The sequence below is a fragment of the Mycobacterium sp. NGS51 genome, assembly GCF_059812525.1.
In genome coordinates, this window is the sequence record NZ_JCALCV010000015.1 from 104,326 (window position 1) to 119,667 (window position 15,342).

Annotated in this window: 15 protein-coding genes; 6 read left to right on the forward strand and 9 right to left on the reverse strand. The window is 67.6% G+C overall.

The window, feature by feature from the left end; translation table 11 throughout:
- Positions 1–19 precede the first annotated feature (19 nt).
- On the forward strand, positions 20–1,933 hold the full coding sequence (gene dxs, locus AC5Y5W_RS18355) for a 1-deoxy-D-xylulose-5-phosphate synthase (protein ID WP_500009321.1): 1,914 nt from the start codon (positions 20–22) through the stop codon (positions 1,931–1,933).
- Between the two features lie 13 nt (positions 1,934–1,946).
- On the forward strand, positions 1,947–2,327 hold the full coding sequence (locus AC5Y5W_RS18360; protein ID WP_500009322.1) for a glyoxalase superfamily protein: 381 nt from the start codon (positions 1,947–1,949) through the stop codon (positions 2,325–2,327).
- Here the strand turns inward: AC5Y5W_RS18360 and AC5Y5W_RS18365 are convergent.
- The 6 genes from AC5Y5W_RS18365 to AC5Y5W_RS18390 all read right to left on the reverse strand — a co-directional run bounded on the left by AC5Y5W_RS18365 (position 2,324) and on the right by AC5Y5W_RS18390 (position 7,961).
- A complete protein-coding gene (locus tag AC5Y5W_RS18365; protein WP_500009323.1) occupies positions 2,324–3,586 on the reverse strand; it encodes an HRDC domain-containing protein in 1,263 nt (420 codons plus the stop codon). The two genes, AC5Y5W_RS18360 and AC5Y5W_RS18365, sit on opposite strands and share 4 nt — an antisense overlap.
- Position 3,587: 1 nt before the next feature.
- Positions 3,588–4,124 (reverse strand): DUF3000 domain-containing protein, encoded by a 537-nt coding sequence (locus AC5Y5W_RS18370; protein ID WP_499886349.1) that lies wholly within the window; start codon positions 4,122–4,124, stop codon positions 3,588–3,590.
- A 110-nt stretch (positions 4,125–4,234) separates the two neighbouring features.
- Positions 4,235–5,059 carry an enoyl-CoA hydratase/isomerase family protein gene (locus AC5Y5W_RS18375; RefSeq protein WP_500009324.1) on the reverse strand — a complete coding sequence of 275 codons (825 nt, stop codon included), beginning with the start codon at positions 5,057–5,059 and terminating at the stop codon, positions 4,235–4,237.
- Positions 5,060–5,069: 10 nt separating this feature from the next.
- A complete protein-coding gene (locus tag AC5Y5W_RS18380; protein ID WP_500009325.1) occupies positions 5,070–6,758 on the reverse strand; it encodes a GMC family oxidoreductase in 1,689 nt (562 codons plus the stop codon).
- A complete protein-coding gene (locus AC5Y5W_RS18385; RefSeq protein ID WP_500009326.1) occupies positions 6,751–7,488 on the reverse strand; it encodes a gluconate 2-dehydrogenase subunit 3 family protein in 738 nt (245 codons plus the stop codon). Before AC5Y5W_RS18385 ends, AC5Y5W_RS18380 begins: the two co-directional genes overlap by 8 nt.
- 2 nt (positions 7,489–7,490) lie before the next feature.
- The gene (locus tag AC5Y5W_RS18390; RefSeq protein ID WP_500009364.1) at positions 7,491–7,961 is read right to left on the reverse strand and encodes a hypothetical protein; all 471 of its coding nucleotides are present in this window, start codon (positions 7,959–7,961) and stop codon (positions 7,491–7,493) included.
- 153 nt (positions 7,962–8,114) lie between these two features.
- On the opposite strand from AC5Y5W_RS18390, the gene hemE reads away from it, so the two are divergent.
- Genes hemE through AC5Y5W_RS18410 form a run of 4 tightly spaced genes read left to right on the forward strand, consistent with a single transcriptional unit; the run spans position 8,115 to position 11,953 of the window.
- Positions 8,115–9,164 (forward strand): uroporphyrinogen decarboxylase, encoded by a 1,050-nt coding sequence (gene hemE / locus AC5Y5W_RS18395; RefSeq protein ID WP_500009328.1) that lies wholly within the window; start codon positions 8,115–8,117, stop codon positions 9,162–9,164.
- Positions 9,161–10,513, forward strand: coding sequence for a protoporphyrinogen oxidase (locus tag AC5Y5W_RS18400; protein ID WP_500009329.1), 1,353 nt, complete (start codon positions 9,161–9,163; stop codon positions 10,511–10,513). The genes hemE and AC5Y5W_RS18400 overlap by 4 nt, the downstream gene beginning before the upstream one ends.
- 4 nt (positions 10,514–10,517) lie before the next feature.
- The gene (hemQ, locus tag AC5Y5W_RS18405; protein WP_500009330.1) at positions 10,518–11,213 is read left to right on the forward strand and encodes a hydrogen peroxide-dependent heme synthase; all 696 of its coding nucleotides are present in this window, start codon (positions 10,518–10,520) and stop codon (positions 11,211–11,213) included.
- On the forward strand, positions 11,210–11,953 hold the full coding sequence (locus AC5Y5W_RS18410) for a class I SAM-dependent methyltransferase (protein ID WP_500009331.1): 744 nt from the start codon (positions 11,210–11,212) through the stop codon (positions 11,951–11,953). The genes hemQ and AC5Y5W_RS18410 overlap by 4 nt, the downstream gene beginning before the upstream one ends.
- Positions 11,954–12,024: 71 nt before the next feature.
- Here AC5Y5W_RS18410 and msrB read toward each other — a convergent pair whose 3' ends face one another.
- Genes msrB through AC5Y5W_RS18425 form a run of 3 tightly spaced genes read right to left on the reverse strand, consistent with a single transcriptional unit; the run spans position 12,025 to position 15,337 of the window.
- Positions 12,025–12,432 (reverse strand): peptide-methionine (R)-S-oxide reductase MsrB, encoded by a 408-nt coding sequence (gene msrB, locus AC5Y5W_RS18415; protein ID WP_500009332.1) that lies wholly within the window; start codon positions 12,430–12,432, stop codon positions 12,025–12,027.
- Between the two features lie 15 nt (positions 12,433–12,447).
- Positions 12,448–13,755, reverse strand: a complete 1,308-nt coding sequence (gene aftC, locus AC5Y5W_RS18420) for an arabinofuranan 3-O-arabinosyltransferase (RefSeq protein ID WP_500009333.1) — start codon at positions 13,753–13,755, stop codon at positions 12,448–12,450.
- Positions 13,756–13,777: 22 nt separating this feature from the next.
- Positions 13,778–15,337: an alpha/beta fold hydrolase gene (locus AC5Y5W_RS18425; RefSeq protein WP_500009334.1), complete on the reverse strand. Its 1,560-nt coding sequence runs from the start codon at positions 15,335–15,337 to the stop codon at positions 13,778–13,780.
- Positions 15,338–15,342 lie beyond the last annotated feature (5 nt).

Below are 15,342 nucleotides of genomic sequence, written 5' to 3' on the forward strand. Positions count from 1 at the left end.
GCCTGCGTAGGATGGCGGGATGCTTGAACAGATCCGCGGGCCCGCCGATCTGCAGCACCTTTCCCAGTTGGAATTGCGCGATCTGGCTCACGAGATTCGTGAGTTTTTGATCCACAAGGTCGCGGCCACCGGGGGGCATCTGGGGCCTAACCTGGGCGTCGTCGAGTTGACGCTGGCGCTGCACCGGGTGTTCGACTCGCCGCACGATCCGATCGTGTTCGACACCGGTCACCAGGCTTACGTGCACAAGATGCTGACCGGCCGCGCCGCCGACTTCGAAACGCTGCGCAAAAAGGGCGGGCTGTCGGGTTATCCGTCCCGCGCCGAAAGCGAGCACGACTGGGTGGAGTCCAGCCATGCCAGTGCTGCCTTGTCGTACGCCGACGGGCTGGCCAAGGCTTTCGAGTTGGCGGGGCACCGCAACCGGCATGTCGTCGCCGTGGTGGGCGACGGCGCGCTCACCGGCGGGATGTGCTGGGAGGCGTTGAACAATATCGCCGCCGCGCGCCGGCCGGTGATCGTGGTCGTCAATGACAACGGCCGCAGCTACGCTCCGACGTTCGGCGGCCTCGCCAATCACCTGGCCGCGCTGCGGCTGCAGCCGAAGTATGAGCAATTGCTGGTCCGGGGGCGCGCCACGGTGCGCGGGATGCCTGTCATCGGTGAGTTGGTCTACCACTTCATGCACAGCGTCAAAGCCGGCGTGAAGGACGCGCTGTCGCCGCAGCTGCTGTTCACCGACCTCGGGCTGAAGTATGTCGGGCCGGTCGACGGCCACGACGAACACGCCGTGGAGACGGCGCTGCGCAGTGCCCGCGGGTTCGGCGGCCCAGTGCTCGTGCACGTCGCCACCGGCAAGGGACACGGCTACGGCCCGGCTGAGGCCGACGAGGCCGAACAGATGCATTCCTGCGGGGTGATCGACCCGGCGACCGGGTTGGCCACGAAGGTGCCGGGGCCGGGCTGGACGGCAGCGTTCTCCGAGGCGCTGATCGAACTGGGTGCCAAACGCCGTGACGTGGTCGCGATCACCGCGGCGATGCCCGGCCCCACCGGGCTGACGGCCTTCGGGCAGCGCTTCCCCGACCGGCTGTTCGACGTCGGCATCGCCGAGCAACACGCGATGACGTCGGCGGCCGGCCTGGCCATGGGCGGGTTGCACCCGGTGGTGGCGATCTATTCGACGTTCCTCAACCGGGCATTCGACCAGATGATGATGGACGTGGCGCTGCACAAGCTGCCGGTCACCATGGTGCTCGATCGGGCCGGGATCACCGGGCCCGACGGCGCCAGCCACAACGGCATGTGGGATCTGTCGATACTGGGCATCGTGCCGGGGATGCGGGTGGCAGCGCCCAGAGACGGTGCCCGGCTGCGCGAAGAGCTCGGCGAAGCCCTCGACGTCGACGACGGTCCCACCGCGATCAGGTTCCCCAAAGGGGATGTGGGCGAGAACATTCCGGCCGTCGAGCGGCACTCCGGCGTTGATGTGCTCGCGCTGCCGGCCGAAGGGCTGAACCATGACGTGCTGCTGGTCGCGGTCGGCGCGTTTGCGTCGATGTCGTTGGCGGTGGCCGAGCGGCTGCATAACCAGGGCATCGGCGTGACCGTGATCGACCCGCGGTGGGTGCTGCCGGTCTCTGATGTCGTGCGCGACTTGGCGGTGACGCACAAGCTCGTCGTCACGCTGGAGGACAACGGCGTGGCCGGCGGGGTCGGTTCGGCGATCTCGGCGGCGTTGCGGCGCGCCGAGATCGACGTGCCGTGCCGCGACGTCGGGCTGCCGCAGCAATTCTTCGACCACGCCTCCCGTGGTGAGGTACTCGCCGAGGCAGGCCTGACCGATCAGGACGTGGCGCGCCAAATCACCGGCTGGGTTGCGGCGTTGGGCAGCTCGGTCACCGAAGCTGAGATCCGCGAGCATCTGGACTGAGGGCCGCAGCGAAATGGGCGGCTCGCGGCTCGATCTCGGACCACCGGTGCCGCTGCTGCGGATCTTCGACGTCGCCGGCGCGCTGGAGTTCTACTGTGATTACCTCGGTTTTCGCCGCGACTGGGAGCATCGCTTCGAGGCAGACCTGCCCGCTTATATCCAGGTGAGCAGGTCGGATGTGGTGCTGCACCTCACCGAGCATTACGGCGACGGCAGCCCTAACACCGTGCTGTGGATTCCGGTCGGTGATATCGACGCGCTGCACGCCGAGCTGATCGTCCGGCGCCACGGTTACTCCAGGCCGGGAATCGAGAACGGTGCCCCCGGCGGGCCGACAATGACCGTCATCGATCCGTTCGGCAATCAGTTGAGGTTCTGCCAGCGCGCCAGCTAGTCGGGCGTCGGCTGCAATGCCGCGGCCAACTCCGGCACCACTAGCTGACGCTGCCAATTGCGGGCGCCGCCGGCACGGAGAAAATCGTCGATGGCCGTCGCCGCGTCGGCGGCGCCGTCCCAGACCCAGCACAGCCGTCGTACCAGGTCGGGGGAGATCAAGTTCTCCGTCGGCACCGCCACCCGCTCCGCGACTTTCGTCAGCGCGGCGCGGGCCGCATCCAGCCGCGCGGCGGCTTCGGGTCTGCGCCTAGACCAGCGCGCCGGCGCCGGCGGGCCGTTCGGTGGTTCGGTTTCCTCGACCGGCTCGTGGTTCTGCCGGGCGGCCTCCAGCGCCGCAAACCACATTGCCGCGCTGCGGCGCTGCTTGCGCCCGCCGAATATGGGCAGATCGACGAGGTCGTCGACGGTTTTCGGGTCGGCCATGGCGGCCGCGACGATCGCCGAATCGGGCAGGATCCGGCCCGGCGCGATGTCGCGGCGTTGGGCGATGCGGTCGCGCGCTGTCCACAATTCCCGCACAGCGGCCAGCCCGCGTTGGTTGCGCACTTTGTGGATCCCCGACGTGCGTCGCCAACGGTCGCGCCGGGTGGGCTGCGGCTCGCCAGCGGACGTCCGCAAGTATTCGAATTCCTCTGCCGCCCAAGAACTTTTATCTTGTTCTGCCAGCACTCCGGCGATCGCCTGGCGCAGCTCGATGAGCAACTCGACGTCGAGGGCCGCATAATTTAGCCAGGCCGCCGGTAGTGGACGTTTGGACCAGTCGGCAGCGCCGTGGCCTTTGACCAAGCCCAGGCCCAACAGCCGCTGCACCTCCGCCGCCAGATTGACCCGGTCGAAGCCGGCCAGGCGGCCGGCCAACTCGGTGTCATACAGGCTCGGCGGCCGCATGCCAACCTCGGCCAGGCAGGGCAGATCCTGGTCAGCGGCGTGCAGGATCCACTCATCGTCGGCGAGCACCTCGGCGACCGGTCGCAGCACCGTCAGCGGGTCACCGCCGTGGCTTACCGGGTCGATGAGCACGGTGCCGGCGCCGGCGCGCCTGATCTGGATCAGGTAGGCCCGATTGGAGTAGCGAAATCCCGACGCCCGCTCGGCGTCTACCGCGAACGGTCCGTGCCCGCCGGCCAGCAGCTCCGCGGCGGCCGTAATTTGGTCCGCGGTCGCCGAGAGGTCCGGCACCCCCTCGGCGGGATGCAGCAACGGCGTGACGTCGGCTTCGACTTCCGTGCTATCGGGTTGAACGGGAGCGTCGGACATCTCAGGCGCGGGACCGCGACCCGAGGTCGGTCACCCCCACCGGCGGAAGTCCTGCAGCGTGCTCGAGCACTTCGCAAAACGCCTCGACGTGGGTGCCGATGTCGGGGGTGATCGCGGTCCAGGAGGCCCGCAGTTCGAGTTGGTGGGCGCGGGGCGGTCCGGAGATGTCGCCGTAACGCACCGACGTGGTGGCGGTGACGGTGCCGCCGAGAGCCGTCACGTCCTCGGCGCGTGCCTCCAAGGCGTCGACCAGCCAACTCCACGCCACTTCGGGTAGCAACGGGTCGATGGCCTCGCTGGAGTCCAGGTCGGCCTGGATGTAGGCGACGAGCCGCATCGTGCCGTCCCAGGCGTCGGCGCCGTCAGGGTCATACAGCAGAATCAGCCGGCCGAAGGCGTCACCCTCGGAGCGCTCCGGGACGATCGCGACGTCGGGGTGCTTGACCTCGGCGCCCAGCGCGTAGCTGTACGGCGCGAGACGCTGCGGCGGCCGGATGGGGCCGAGCTCGATCTCCGGCCGCACGGTTGCGGCGTTCATCGCCGTCACCGCCTCGCGGAATGGGACCGGTTCGGCTGCAGTCACAACCTCTGACGCTAGACCTATCCGCAGATGCGTGGAAACAGGCGCGCCGCAGTCTGCTCGGGCGGCTAAGACTCGCTGGGGAAGCGAGCCGGCCGCTTTTCGCGGTGCGCGGCCAGACCTTCGGCCACGTCCGGCCCGCTGAAGCCGAGAAACTCCAGGCCAAGCGCGGTTTCGAAGGCCGGCGCGAACATCCGGTACCAGTGGTTGAGGCTGTGTTTGGTAAACCGGATCGCCGATTGCGCGCCCTGCGCCAGGTCGCCGGCGATGCGGGTCGCGGTGGCCAGCACCTGGTCATCGTCAACGCAGGTCGAGACCAGTCCGATCCGCTCGGCTTCCTCGCCGGTCAGCGGCTCGCAGGTGAGCAGGTAGTACTTGGCCTTGGCCATGCCGACCAACAACGGCCAGCAGATCGCGGCGTGATCACCGGCGGCCACGCCCAGCTTGGTATGGCCGTCGATGATCTTGGCGTTGCGGCCCGCCACCGACACGTCGGCGAGCAGTGCCACCACCAGTCCGGCGCCGACTGCCGCACCGTGAATCGCCGAGACCACCGGCTTGTCGAGGTTGACCATATTGAGTACCAGGTCGCGGGCTTCGCGCATGATGCGCATCCGGTCGGGAAACTCGCCCATGGTCTCGGCGATCAGGTCGAAGCTGCCGCCGGAGGAGAACGCTTTACCTTCGCCGCGGACCAGGACCACCCGCACGTCGGGGTCGCGATTGATTGCCGGCCAAATCTCGGCGAGATCGCGATGCATCTGCGGACCCACCGAGTTCAGTCCGGGAGCGTCGAGAATCACCTGCAGCACGCCGTCATCGCCGGGTTCGATTCGCAGACTTGGGAATTCCGAATAATCGGCGGAGTTTCCGCCGGGTTGCTGTACTGGCATACCGACGAGGTTACGCACGCACGGCGCGGGTCCCCACGTCGGCCTTGATGTCGCCCCGGACGATCCGTTCGGCCAGCCGCGAGGCCAGCGCCATGATGGTTAGCGCGGGGTTGGCGCTGCCCTGAGTGGGGCACACCGAACCGTCGGCCAAGAACAGGTTGGGCACCGCCCAACTTCGCTGATCGGAGTTGACGACGCTGGTGTCGGGGTCGCTGCCCATCCGTGCGCCGCCGATCAGATGGGCGAAGCGCTGGATGGTCAGCACGTCCTGGGCCCGGGCCGCGTGCAGGATGTTGGTGATGACGTTGGTGGAGTACTCCATGTTGTCCTTGTCGTTGTCCGACAGCGAGTAGTCGAACCGGGCGACCGGAATGCCGTACTGGTCGGTCTCCTCGGCGAGCGTGACCCGGTTGTCGGAGTGTGGAAGCAATTCGTTGAGCACGCCGATGGTGGCCCAGTGGTTGTAGTCGCGCATGTATTCGCGCAGCGCAGCACCCCAATGCCCGTCGGCCAGCACGTGTTCGGCCCACCCGATCGGCAGCGGCGACACCGTTTGGATGGAAAATCCACGCGCGAAGCCGCGATCTGGATCGGTCTCGTAGAACTGCTCGGACGACACCTCCGGCGGCGGCGCCTTGTACATCCGCAGCTCGTCAGGCCAGCGGCCCGCGGTCTGCGAGGCGCCCTGCACCATCACGTAGCGGCCGACTTGGTCGCTGTTGTTGCACAATCCGTTCGGGAACTTCTGACTGGTCGAGTTGAGCAGTAGCCGTGGAGTTTCGATCGAGTAGCAGGCCACCGCAACCACTTTGGCCCGCTGAAACCGCTCCCTGCTGCCGTCTTCGCCGAAATATGTCACGCCGGTGGCATTTCCAGCCTCGTCGAGCTCGACGCGCGAGGCCATGCAGTTGGCCCGGACCTCGACACCGTGGGCCAGCGCGTCGGGCAGATGTGTGACGTACGGGCTGGCCTTGGCGTTGACTTTGCAGCCCTGCAGGCAGTAGCCACGGTAGATGCAGTGCGGCCGGTTGCCGAACGTGCCGTTGACGATGCCGACCGGGCCGACCCGCATCTCGATGCCAAGGTTGAGCGCTCCTTCCCACAGTTTCATCGCCGCCCCCGAAACTGGATGCGGGGCAAAGGGATAGCGGTGCGGATCGCCCCACGGCCAGTCCTGGCCGGCGACCGGCAACTCCTGCTCCAGGCGCTCATAGTGTGGTCGCAGATCGGCGTAGCTGATCGGCCAGTCGGCACCGACCCGGTCCCGGGTGAACGTTTCGAAGTCGCTGGGATGGAACCGCGGTGTGTAGCCGGCGTAGTGCACCATCGAGCCGCCCACACCGCGGCCGGAGTTGTTCTTGCCCAGCTCGATCGGATCCGAGCCGCCGATGATCCGCTTCTGCGTCCAATACAGCTGATGCGACCCGGCCTCGTCGGATACCCAGTCCTCGTCGGGATGCCAGAACGGGCCGGCCTCCAGAATCACGATTCGCCAGCCGGCGCGCGCCAACCGCTGGGCGAGCACCGAGCCCCCGGCGCCGGCCCCCACGACCACCAGGTCGACCTCTTCGTCGTCGTGGTAGCGGCGCATGGTCGCCTTGCCGGGCAGGTCACGCGAGTGCACGTCGAGCAGGAATCGGGAGTCGTTGTCGGTGGGTCCCAGTGCGCCCTTGAGCAATCCGCGCCAAAAGTCACCCATCGATGTCGTCCTCGTCGACAGTCGTGACCGGGTCCTCATCGGTGGCGCCGGGCTTCTCGTACGGCTCCCGGCTGCCAACCCCGCCGAGCCGCATGAACCCGCGGGGATAGGCCGGCCCGCCGAACCCGATCTCGTTCCACGCCCACGGATGACTGTAGAAAGCCGAGAGCGCCATCCGCATCACCACCGACCACGCGCGGGAGACGTTCAACTTCTCCCAACTGCCGCCGTACAACTGGGCGTCGGCGAAACGCTGGACGACAGATTCGCGAGTCGTAGCTTCGGCGGCGGCAAACGAGTCCGCACCGGCGTCACGGGCCGCCTCGTCCAAGCCGGCCAGCACCAGCCGCCAGGTGTCCCGGTCGTCGGGCATGTCGTCGTATTGGTAGCCGTCCAGTTGCCCTTCGGCGAGCTTGGCGTCGACGAACTCGGCCACCGGTACCCGCGGCTCACCGTCTTGGGCCAGCACGGTGTCGCAGAACATCCGCAGCGTCGGTTCCTCGGCAGGCTCGAAGAACCGCAGCGGTCCAGGTTCATCCAGCCGGGCCAGCACCACTTTGCGGGTGGCTTCGTCCCAGGTGTCCGCGGTGGACAGCACGTCGTAGTCGGGGTAGCGGCCGATCATCTGCGGTGTGACACCGCGGCGCTGGCGCGGCAGCCACGACGGGTGCAGCGGCTTGCCGTCGGGCCGCAGGTTGGGCAGGTGCTTACCGCTGGCGATGTCACGCATGCTCACTTCTCGCGCCGCATGATCGCCGCCAGTAGGCCCATCGCGCCGACGATGCTCATCAATCCCGGTGCGGCGATCGGCGGGCCCATCGGCACGTTGTAGTTGTAGAGCCGCCAGCCCCCGGGCCGGCGCGCGACGCCGCGGGCGTGGAAATACTGGCCCATCAGCCCGTTCGCCGCGTAGATCCCCGCCGTGACGGGCAGCCACCGCTTGGCCCAGTGCTTCGAGAACACCCCGGCCACCCCGGCCACCACCACCGGCGGCGTCACGACGATCGGGCTCCACATCCATTTGTTGCCGAAGCTGGCCCGGTAGTGCTCGAAGTACACCTCGGCGGTCGTCACGACCGCCGCGAACGCGGTCAGCCCTGACAAGGTCCGCTCGAAACGGCCATGTGCGATATTGCGCAACACCCGGTCAATCAGGTATTCGGCCTCGCCGACCAGGTTTGTGTCCTTGGCCGGCTTGTCCATCAGGAACATCAACCGTCTCCTTTCACACCGTCGGGGCGGCTGAGGTGGGCACACGAAAATGCGCGCGCCGCCGCCGACCGACGGCATTCCCCAAAACGACCATGCGCACACTTCGGGCCATCTCCGTTGGGTGTCGTGGCAGCATTGAGCGCGATGACTACTCGTCGTGACCTTCCCGACTCGCCGTATCTGGCTGCCGCCAGCGGCCGCAAGCCCGCCCGGGTGCCGGTGTGGTTCATGCGTCAGGCCGGCCGCTCGCTGCCCGAATACCGGGCGCTGCGGGCACAACACAGCATGCTGGCGGCCTGCTTCGACGCCGAGCTGATCACCGAGATCACCATGCAGCCGGTGCGCCGCCACGACGTCGACGCGGCGATTCTGTTCTCCGACATCGTGGTGCCGCTCCGCGGTGCGGGCGTCGAGCTCGATATCGTCCCCGACGTCGGGCCGGTCATCGCCGCACCGGTGCGCAGCGCCGACGACATCAGCGCATTGAAACCTCTTGAGCCACAGAATGTTCAACCGGTGTCAGAGGCCGTCGCGCTGCTGGTGGACGCTCTCGGCGACGTCCCGCTGATCGGTTTCGCCGGTGCGCCGTTCACGTTGGCGTCCTATCTGGTGGAGGGCGGACCCAGCCGTCACCACGCTCGCACGAAGGCGATGATGCTGGCCGAGCCGGACAGCTGGCATGCGCTGATGGAAAAGCTGACCGACTTGACCATCGCCTTCCTGCGGGTACAACTCGACGCCGGCGTGGACGCCATTCAGGTGTTCGACTCGTGGGCCGGTGCGTTGTCGCTGTCGGACTACCGCCGTTATGTGCAGTCCCACAGTGCGCGGATCTTCGCCGCGCTCGCCGAATACGGCGTCCCGATGACGCACTTCGGAGTGGGCACCGCCGAATTGCTGGGGGCGATGTCAGGCGCCGGCGCCACGGTGGTGGGAGTCGACTGGCGGACGTCGCTGCTCGACGCCGCCTGGCGGGTCGAGGCCGGCACGGCGCTGCAGGGCAACCTCGATCCCGCGGTGCTGCTGGCAGGCTGGCCGGCGGTGGAGCGGGCGGCCCGGGCAGTGGCCGACGACGGGCGGCGTGCCGTGGAGGCCGGTGCGGCAGGCCACATCTTCAACCTCGGGCACGGGGTGCTGCCCGACACCGATCCCGACGTGCTGACCGAATTGGTGTCGTTGGTGCACTCGTTGTGACCTCGTATTGTGTTGTCGGGGGCGGTATCTCAGGATTGACGGTCGCCTATCGGCTACGGCTGGCCGTCGGTGACGGCGCGACGATCACCCTGTTCGATCCCGCCGATCGGCTCGGCGGGGTACTGCGCACCGAGCGCGTCGGCGGGCAGCCGATGGACGTCGGCGCCGAGGCGTTCGTGTTGCGCCGGCCCGAAGTGCCGGCGCTGCTTGCCGAGTTGGATCTCGCGGACCGGCAACGCGACACCACCGGCGCCCGCCCGCTGATCTACAGCCAGGCCCGGCTGCATCCACTGCCGACCGACACGGTCAACGGAATCCCGTCGTCGGCGGAATCGGTCGCGGGTCTGGTCGACGACGGGACCGTCGCGCGCATTGCCCAGGAGCCCAGCCGTCCGCTGCAGTGGCGCCGCGGCAGCGACCCGAGCGTCGCTGAAGTGGTGGCCGACCGGTTCGGCGAGCAGGTGGTGGGCCGGGTGGTGGATCCGCTACTGGCCGGTGTGTATGCGGGTTCGGCAGCCAGTATCGGGCTGCGCGCGGCGGCGCCGTCGGTGGCCGCGGCCCTCGACGACGGTGCAGCCAGCCTGACCGGGGCGGTGGGCCAGGTGCCGAGCACGACCAGCCGGGGGCCGGTTTTCGGCGCGGTCGACGGTGGCTACTGCGTGCTGGTCGACGCGTTGGCCCGGCGCAGCCGGGTGCGCTGGGTGCAGACGGCGGTGCAGCGCCTCGAGCACGCTGATCGGGGCTGGGTGCTGCACGACGACGCCGGGACACCCTGGCAGGCCGACGGGGTCATTCTGGCCGTCCCCGCGCCGCGACTCGCGCCGCTGGTCGAAGGCATTGCCCCGCGTAGCGCCGCGGCCGCGAACCGGATTGGCAGCGCATCCTCGGCGGTGGTGGCGTTGGCGGTGTCGCCTGACACTCCCTTTCCGAACCAGTCCGGGGTGCTGGTGGCCACCGGCGAAGCTTTGCGCGCCAAGGCGATCACCTTGTCGTCGCGCAAATGGGGGAGCGGCGGCGAGGTCGAGTTGCTGCGCTTGTCGTTCGGTCGGTTCGGCGAGGATCTGGCCGTGCGGGCCTCCGATGACGAACTGCGGTCGTGGGCGGTGGACGACCTGGCCACCGTGTTCGGGGTGGCGGTCGAGCCGCTGGACGCCTGGGCGCAGCGCTGGCCCGATGCGATGCCGCAATACGGCCCCGGTCATGCCGATGTGGTTGCCGAGTTGCGGGCCGGACTGCCGCCGGGAGTGGCGGTGGCGGGCAGCTACCTCGACGGGATCGGGGTGCCGGCGTGTGTCGGCGCGGCTGGTCGAGCGGTGTCGGAGCTGTTGAAGGTGGGCGTGGCACGATAGAGCCATGGCTCGCTTGGACTACGACACCCTCAACTCGACCCTGCGTTACCTGATGTTTTCGGTGTTCTCGGTACGGCCCGGCGTACTCGGCGACGAGCGCGACACCCTCGTCGACGAGACCGCGACCTTCCTCAAGCAGCAGGAAGAACGCGGCGTGGTGGTGCGCGGGCTCTATGACGTTTCCGGCCTGCGGGCCGACGCCGATTTCATGATCTGGACGCACGCCGAACGCGTCGAAGCGCTGCAAGCGACCTACGCCGACTTCCGCCGTGCCACGACGCTGGGCCGGGCCTGCACGCCGGTGTGGAGCAGTGTGGCGCTGCATCGGCCCGCGGAGTTCAACAAGAGTCACGTCCCGGCGTTTATCGCCGGCGAAGATCCGGGCGCTTACATCTGCGTCTACCCCTTCGTGCGGTCCTACGAGTGGTATCTGCTGCCCGACGAAGAGCGCCGCCGCATGTTGTCCGAGCATGGGATGGCCGCGCGCGGGTACAAGGACGTCCGAGCCAACACGGTGCCGGCCTTCGCGCTGGGCGACTACGAGTGGATCCTTGCGTTCGAGGCGCCCGAACTGGATCGGATCGTCGATCTGATGCGCGATCTGCGGGCCACCGACGCACGCCGGCACACCCGCGCCGAGACCCCCTTCTTCACGGGACCGCGGGTGCCGGTCGAGCAGTTGATGGCTTCGCTGCCATGACTTCTCCAGTCGATCCCAGCCGTTTCGAAGAGATGTACCGCGATGAGCGGACCTCGCATGGATTGCCGACGGCCACGCCATGGGACATCGGCGGCCCGCAGCCGGTGGTTCAGCAGCTGGTGGCGCTGGGCGCGATCAAGGGCGAGGTACTCGATCCGGGCACCGGCCCCGGCCACCATGCGATCTACTACGCGTCGAAGGGTTATTCGGCCACCGGCGTCGACGCGTCACCGAGCGGTCTGGAACGCGCGCGGGAAAACGCTCGTAAAGCCGGCGTTTCGGTGAACTTCGAATTGGCCGACGCCACCCGGCTCGAGGGGCTGGACAACCGCTTCGACACCGTCGTCGACTGCGCCTTCTATCACACCTTCAGCACCGACCCCGAGCTACAGCGGGCCTATGCCCAGGCGCTGCACCGCGCCACCAAACCCGGTGCGCGGCTGTACATGTTCGAGTTCGGTTCGCACAGCGTCAACGGCTTTCGCATGCCGCGGTCACTGTCCGAGGACGACTTTCGACAGGTGCTTCCGGCCGGCGGGTGGGAGATCACTTACCTGGGGCCGACCACCTACCAGGTCAATCTCAGCGCGCAATCCTTCGAGATGATGCTGGCGCGCAATCCCGATCTGGCTGACCAGATCAAGCCGGTAGCCGAGCGGTTTCAGGTCATCGAACCGTGGCTGGAGGGCGGCCGGGCACACGCCCCGTTCTGGGAAGTGCATGCCACCCGGGTGGACTGATCTGCCGCGAGAGTGCAACTAGCGACGTCGTCTTTCGCGAAACGCGTCGGTGGTTGCACTTTCGCGAGAGGTCAGGCGGGCACCAGCTTCAGGCAGATCGAGTTGATGCAATAGCGCTGATCGGTCGGCGTCTGATAGCCCTCGCCTTCGAAGACGTGGCCCAGGTGGCTGTGGCAGTTGGCGCACAGCACTTCGATGCGACGCATGCCCAACGAGTCGTCGGACCGCAGGATCACCGCATCCGAGGCCGACGGGTCGAAGAATGACGGCCAGCCGCAATGGGATTCGAACTTCTCGCTGCTGCGGAACAACTCGGCCCCACAGGCCCGGCACTCGTAGACACCCTCGGTTTTGGTGTCGGTGTATTCACCGCTGAAGGGCCGCTCGGTGCCGGCGCGTCGCAGCACAGCGAACTCCTCCGGAGTGAGCTTCTGTCGCCATTCGTCGTCGCTCAGTTGCACCTTCGGCTGAGAGGTCATGCCTCCACGCTAGCGCTAATGGCGGTGACCCGCTGCGCCCGGCTCCGCCGCGCTTGCGATCACCGCGCTGTGCGCCGGCTGCTCGCTCGTCAGCCACGCCGGATCGATCCCGTCGTCCAGCCGGCTTTCCGCCTTGGCGTCCAGATAGCGGAAGTAGAGCACCGTGAACACCACAATCATCAGCAGCGACCAGCCGTAGGTGATTTTCAGGTACTCCAGCGGACGCCCGATAGACATCCAGTTGAACAGCAGCCAGCGGTCCATCGTCAAAAAGCCGTAGATGCCCAGCCATGCCGGCCAGTTGCGGATCACCGAGTTGGGCAGCACCACCGTCATCAAGAACGGGAACAGCATCATCGAGTAGTAGCCCTGCGCCAGCGACAGCACCAGCCAGGACCACAGCAACACCACACCAGAGGAAGTGAGCAGCCAAAACCGCGGGTCGCGGGTCCGGTAGTAGCGGTACAGCAGCCACAAACTACCAATCGCGATGAGCGTGAACAGGATTCGCAGAAACATGATCAACCAGGTGGGCAACCCGAAGTACACACCATTGCCCAGGATCGAGCTGTTGAAGTAGTCGCGGGTGCCCATGATGTAGGGCAGCGTGCGGGTGAAGAAGTCCATCGGATCGCTGAGTAGTGGCAGCGCGGCCAGGTTGAACACCGCCGGCACCACGATGGCGACTATCACCGCGCGCCACTGGCGGTTGAGCAGCGGCAGCAACAACAGCGGTCCCAGGACCGGTTTGACCACCAGCGCCAATCCGATCACCACACCGGCTGCCCACTGACGGCCGTTGAGCAGCCACCGGAAGAACAGCACCTCCAGCAGCAGGATGCAGCCGTTGATGTTGGTGAAAACGAGCGTGTTGGTCACCGATTCGGTGCAGAACATCGCCAGCAGCAGCGCTGGGGCGGCTACCGAGGTGACGGCGAAGTTGAACATCCGCAGCAGCAGGTAGGCCGCGATCACGATCGCAATGGTGTTGCACGCAATGAACAGGTAGCGCGACTCGGTGAACGACAGATAGCCGAACGGCGCCATGAGCAGCGTGCCGCCGGGCGGGTAGAGGTAGTGCGGGTCGACGTAGTCGAAATGCTCGTTGTAGATGTTTAATCCGTGCCGGAAGTTGGACACCGCCCGGTAGACCGGTTTGAAGTCGTCGGTGATGTTGCCGTTGGTGGTCACCACCACGCTGCGGTGGATGATGGCCAGAATGGCCGCCGGCCACAGCACCGACCGCAGCACCGTCGCGATGCTGGGGGCGCTGGTGCGGGGACGAAACAAGGAGTCAACCGTCGTCACCAGCGCACCGTACACCGGTGCCCGGCCGGCCCAAGTATCAGGCGGGACAGTAGGTGTCGGTGTCGGGTAGGTGGCCGCTGTCCAGGTAACCGATCAGCGGCGGTACCGCACACGGGGAGTAGATGCTGGCGCCGTGGCCGATGCCTTGCCACATCACCCGCTTGCTGGCCGCGGTGGCGTTGATGATGGTGGCGGCCGTTGCGGCGACGCCCTCGGAGCCGACGATCGGATCGTTCTGTACGCCCAGCAGCAGGACGTTGACCTTGAGGCTTTTGGGTGCTTGCGGCGGCGTGCCGCTCGGCCAGTGCACACACTTGACGAGATCCAGCGCACCGACCCTGCCGAACTGCGGGTAGAGCTTGCCCCACTCGACCACCAGCTGGCGCACCCGGTCGGGAGTCGGCCGGTTGAGCGCGTCGCTGCAGGAATTGATGAACTGGCCGTCGGTGCCGCGGGTGGATTCGGCCCGGTTGATCAGCGATGTCAACAGGTTGGTGTCGCCGGAGCGGGCGTTGGCCAGCGCGGTGGCCAGGTCGGTGGTGGTGCCGATGCGGTCGCCGGTGGGGAAACCCAGCGCGGTGGAGATGGCGTTGGCCAGCGACGCCACCGACGCGCCGGCGGGCCCGTGGCCGGCGCGGGCGTCGGCCAGCAGCGAGTCGACGGCGCCCTTGGGATCGGGTCCCAGCGCACAGTTCACCGCCGCGCACTGGGCGGCGAATGCGTCCAGCGCCGCCTGTTCGCCCTTGACCCGCTGCTCGGCAGCGGCTTCGGCGCCCACGCCCAAGGCGATCGGCGAGTCCAGGATCAACCTGGACACCTTGTCGGGACGAGATCCGGCGTAGCTCAGCGCCACCTGGGCGCCGTTGCCGATCCCGACCACCGCCAGCGCGGGCACGTCCCAGATGCTGCGCAGCCGTTCGAGGTCGCCGGCCGAGTGCATGTTGTCGTAGGCGGAGTCGCCGGGGGCGATGGTGTCGGTGCAGCTGGTGGTGGCGTTTTGGGTGATGTCGGCGAGGTTGGCCACCGGGTCGTCGCCCGTCTCGAACTGCGATTGGTTGCGCATTTCCTGCCGGTCGAACTGGTCGCGGCAGTCGACGGGGCTCGACAGGCCCATGCCGCGACGGTCGACGGCGACGACGGGGTGGGTGCGCAGCACGTCGGCGCCCGCGCGCGACAGCCACACCGGCAATTGCAGCGACGACGGCAGATCCGAACCGGTGGTGAACACCAGTGGGCCGGCATCCTCCGGGGTCTGCACGGAGCGGGCGCGGACCACGCCGATGCTCAGCGTTCCCGACGAGCCGTTAACCGGGTCGAGGTCGGCGTCGTAGTTGGCGCAATCCAGTTTGACTCCGGGAGCGGCGGGGACGGCGGCGTCGCCGAACACCCGCGACGTGCAATCTCGCCACGACAAGTCGTTCTTGGGAGCCGCGATCGGCGGCGGACCACCGGGCGATTGGGTCTTTGCGGCCTTCCCTTGCGGGTGGGCGCCGGAGTTGGTGGCAAAGCGCGGGTTAGCGGCCAGACCCGGCGCACAGCCGGCTACCAACGCAGTCACCGCGACCAAGGTTGCGGCGTAGATGGCGTGCCGGTTCATGCGAC

Excerpts from the sequence above, each read along its gene's own strand:
- AC5Y5W_RS18425 (WP_500009334.1), bottom strand. The coding sequence starts at position 15,337 with ATGAACCGGCACGCCATCTACGCCGCAACCTTGGTCGCGGTGACTGCG.
- AC5Y5W_RS18390 (WP_500009364.1), bottom strand. The coding sequence starts at position 7,961 with ATGGACAAGCCGGCCAAGGACACAAACCTGGTCGGCGAGGCCGAATAC.
- AC5Y5W_RS18370 (WP_499886349.1), bottom strand. The coding sequence starts at position 4,124 with ATGAACGCCGCAACCGTGCGGCCGGAGATCGAGCTCGGCCCCATCCGG.
- msrB (WP_500009332.1), bottom strand. The coding sequence starts at position 12,432 with ATGACCTCTCAGCCGAAGGTGCAACTGAGCGACGACGAATGGCGACAG.
- dxs (WP_500009321.1), top strand. The coding sequence starts at position 20 with ATGCTTGAACAGATCCGCGGGCCCGCCGATCTGCAGCACCTTTCCCAG.
- AC5Y5W_RS18360 (WP_500009322.1), top strand. The coding sequence starts at position 1,947 with ATGGGCGGCTCGCGGCTCGATCTCGGACCACCGGTGCCGCTGCTGCGG.
- AC5Y5W_RS18385 (WP_500009326.1), bottom strand. The coding sequence starts at position 7,488 with ATGCGTGACATCGCCAGCGGTAAGCACCTGCCCAACCTGCGGCCCGAC.
- hemE (WP_500009328.1), top strand. The coding sequence starts at position 8,115 with ATGACTACTCGTCGTGACCTTCCCGACTCGCCGTATCTGGCTGCCGCC.
- AC5Y5W_RS18410 (WP_500009331.1), top strand. The coding sequence starts at position 11,210 with ATGACTTCTCCAGTCGATCCCAGCCGTTTCGAAGAGATGTACCGCGAT.
- hemQ (WP_500009330.1), top strand. The coding sequence starts at position 10,518 with ATGGCTCGCTTGGACTACGACACCCTCAACTCGACCCTGCGTTACCTG.
- AC5Y5W_RS18365 (WP_500009323.1), bottom strand. The coding sequence starts at position 3,586 with ATGTCCGACGCTCCCGTTCAACCCGATAGCACGGAAGTCGAAGCCGAC.
- AC5Y5W_RS18380 (WP_500009325.1), bottom strand. The coding sequence starts at position 6,758 with ATGGGTGACTTTTGGCGCGGATTGCTCAAGGGCGCACTGGGACCCACC.
- AC5Y5W_RS18375 (WP_500009324.1), bottom strand. The coding sequence starts at position 5,059 with ATGCCAGTACAGCAACCCGGCGGAAACTCCGCCGATTATTCGGAATTC.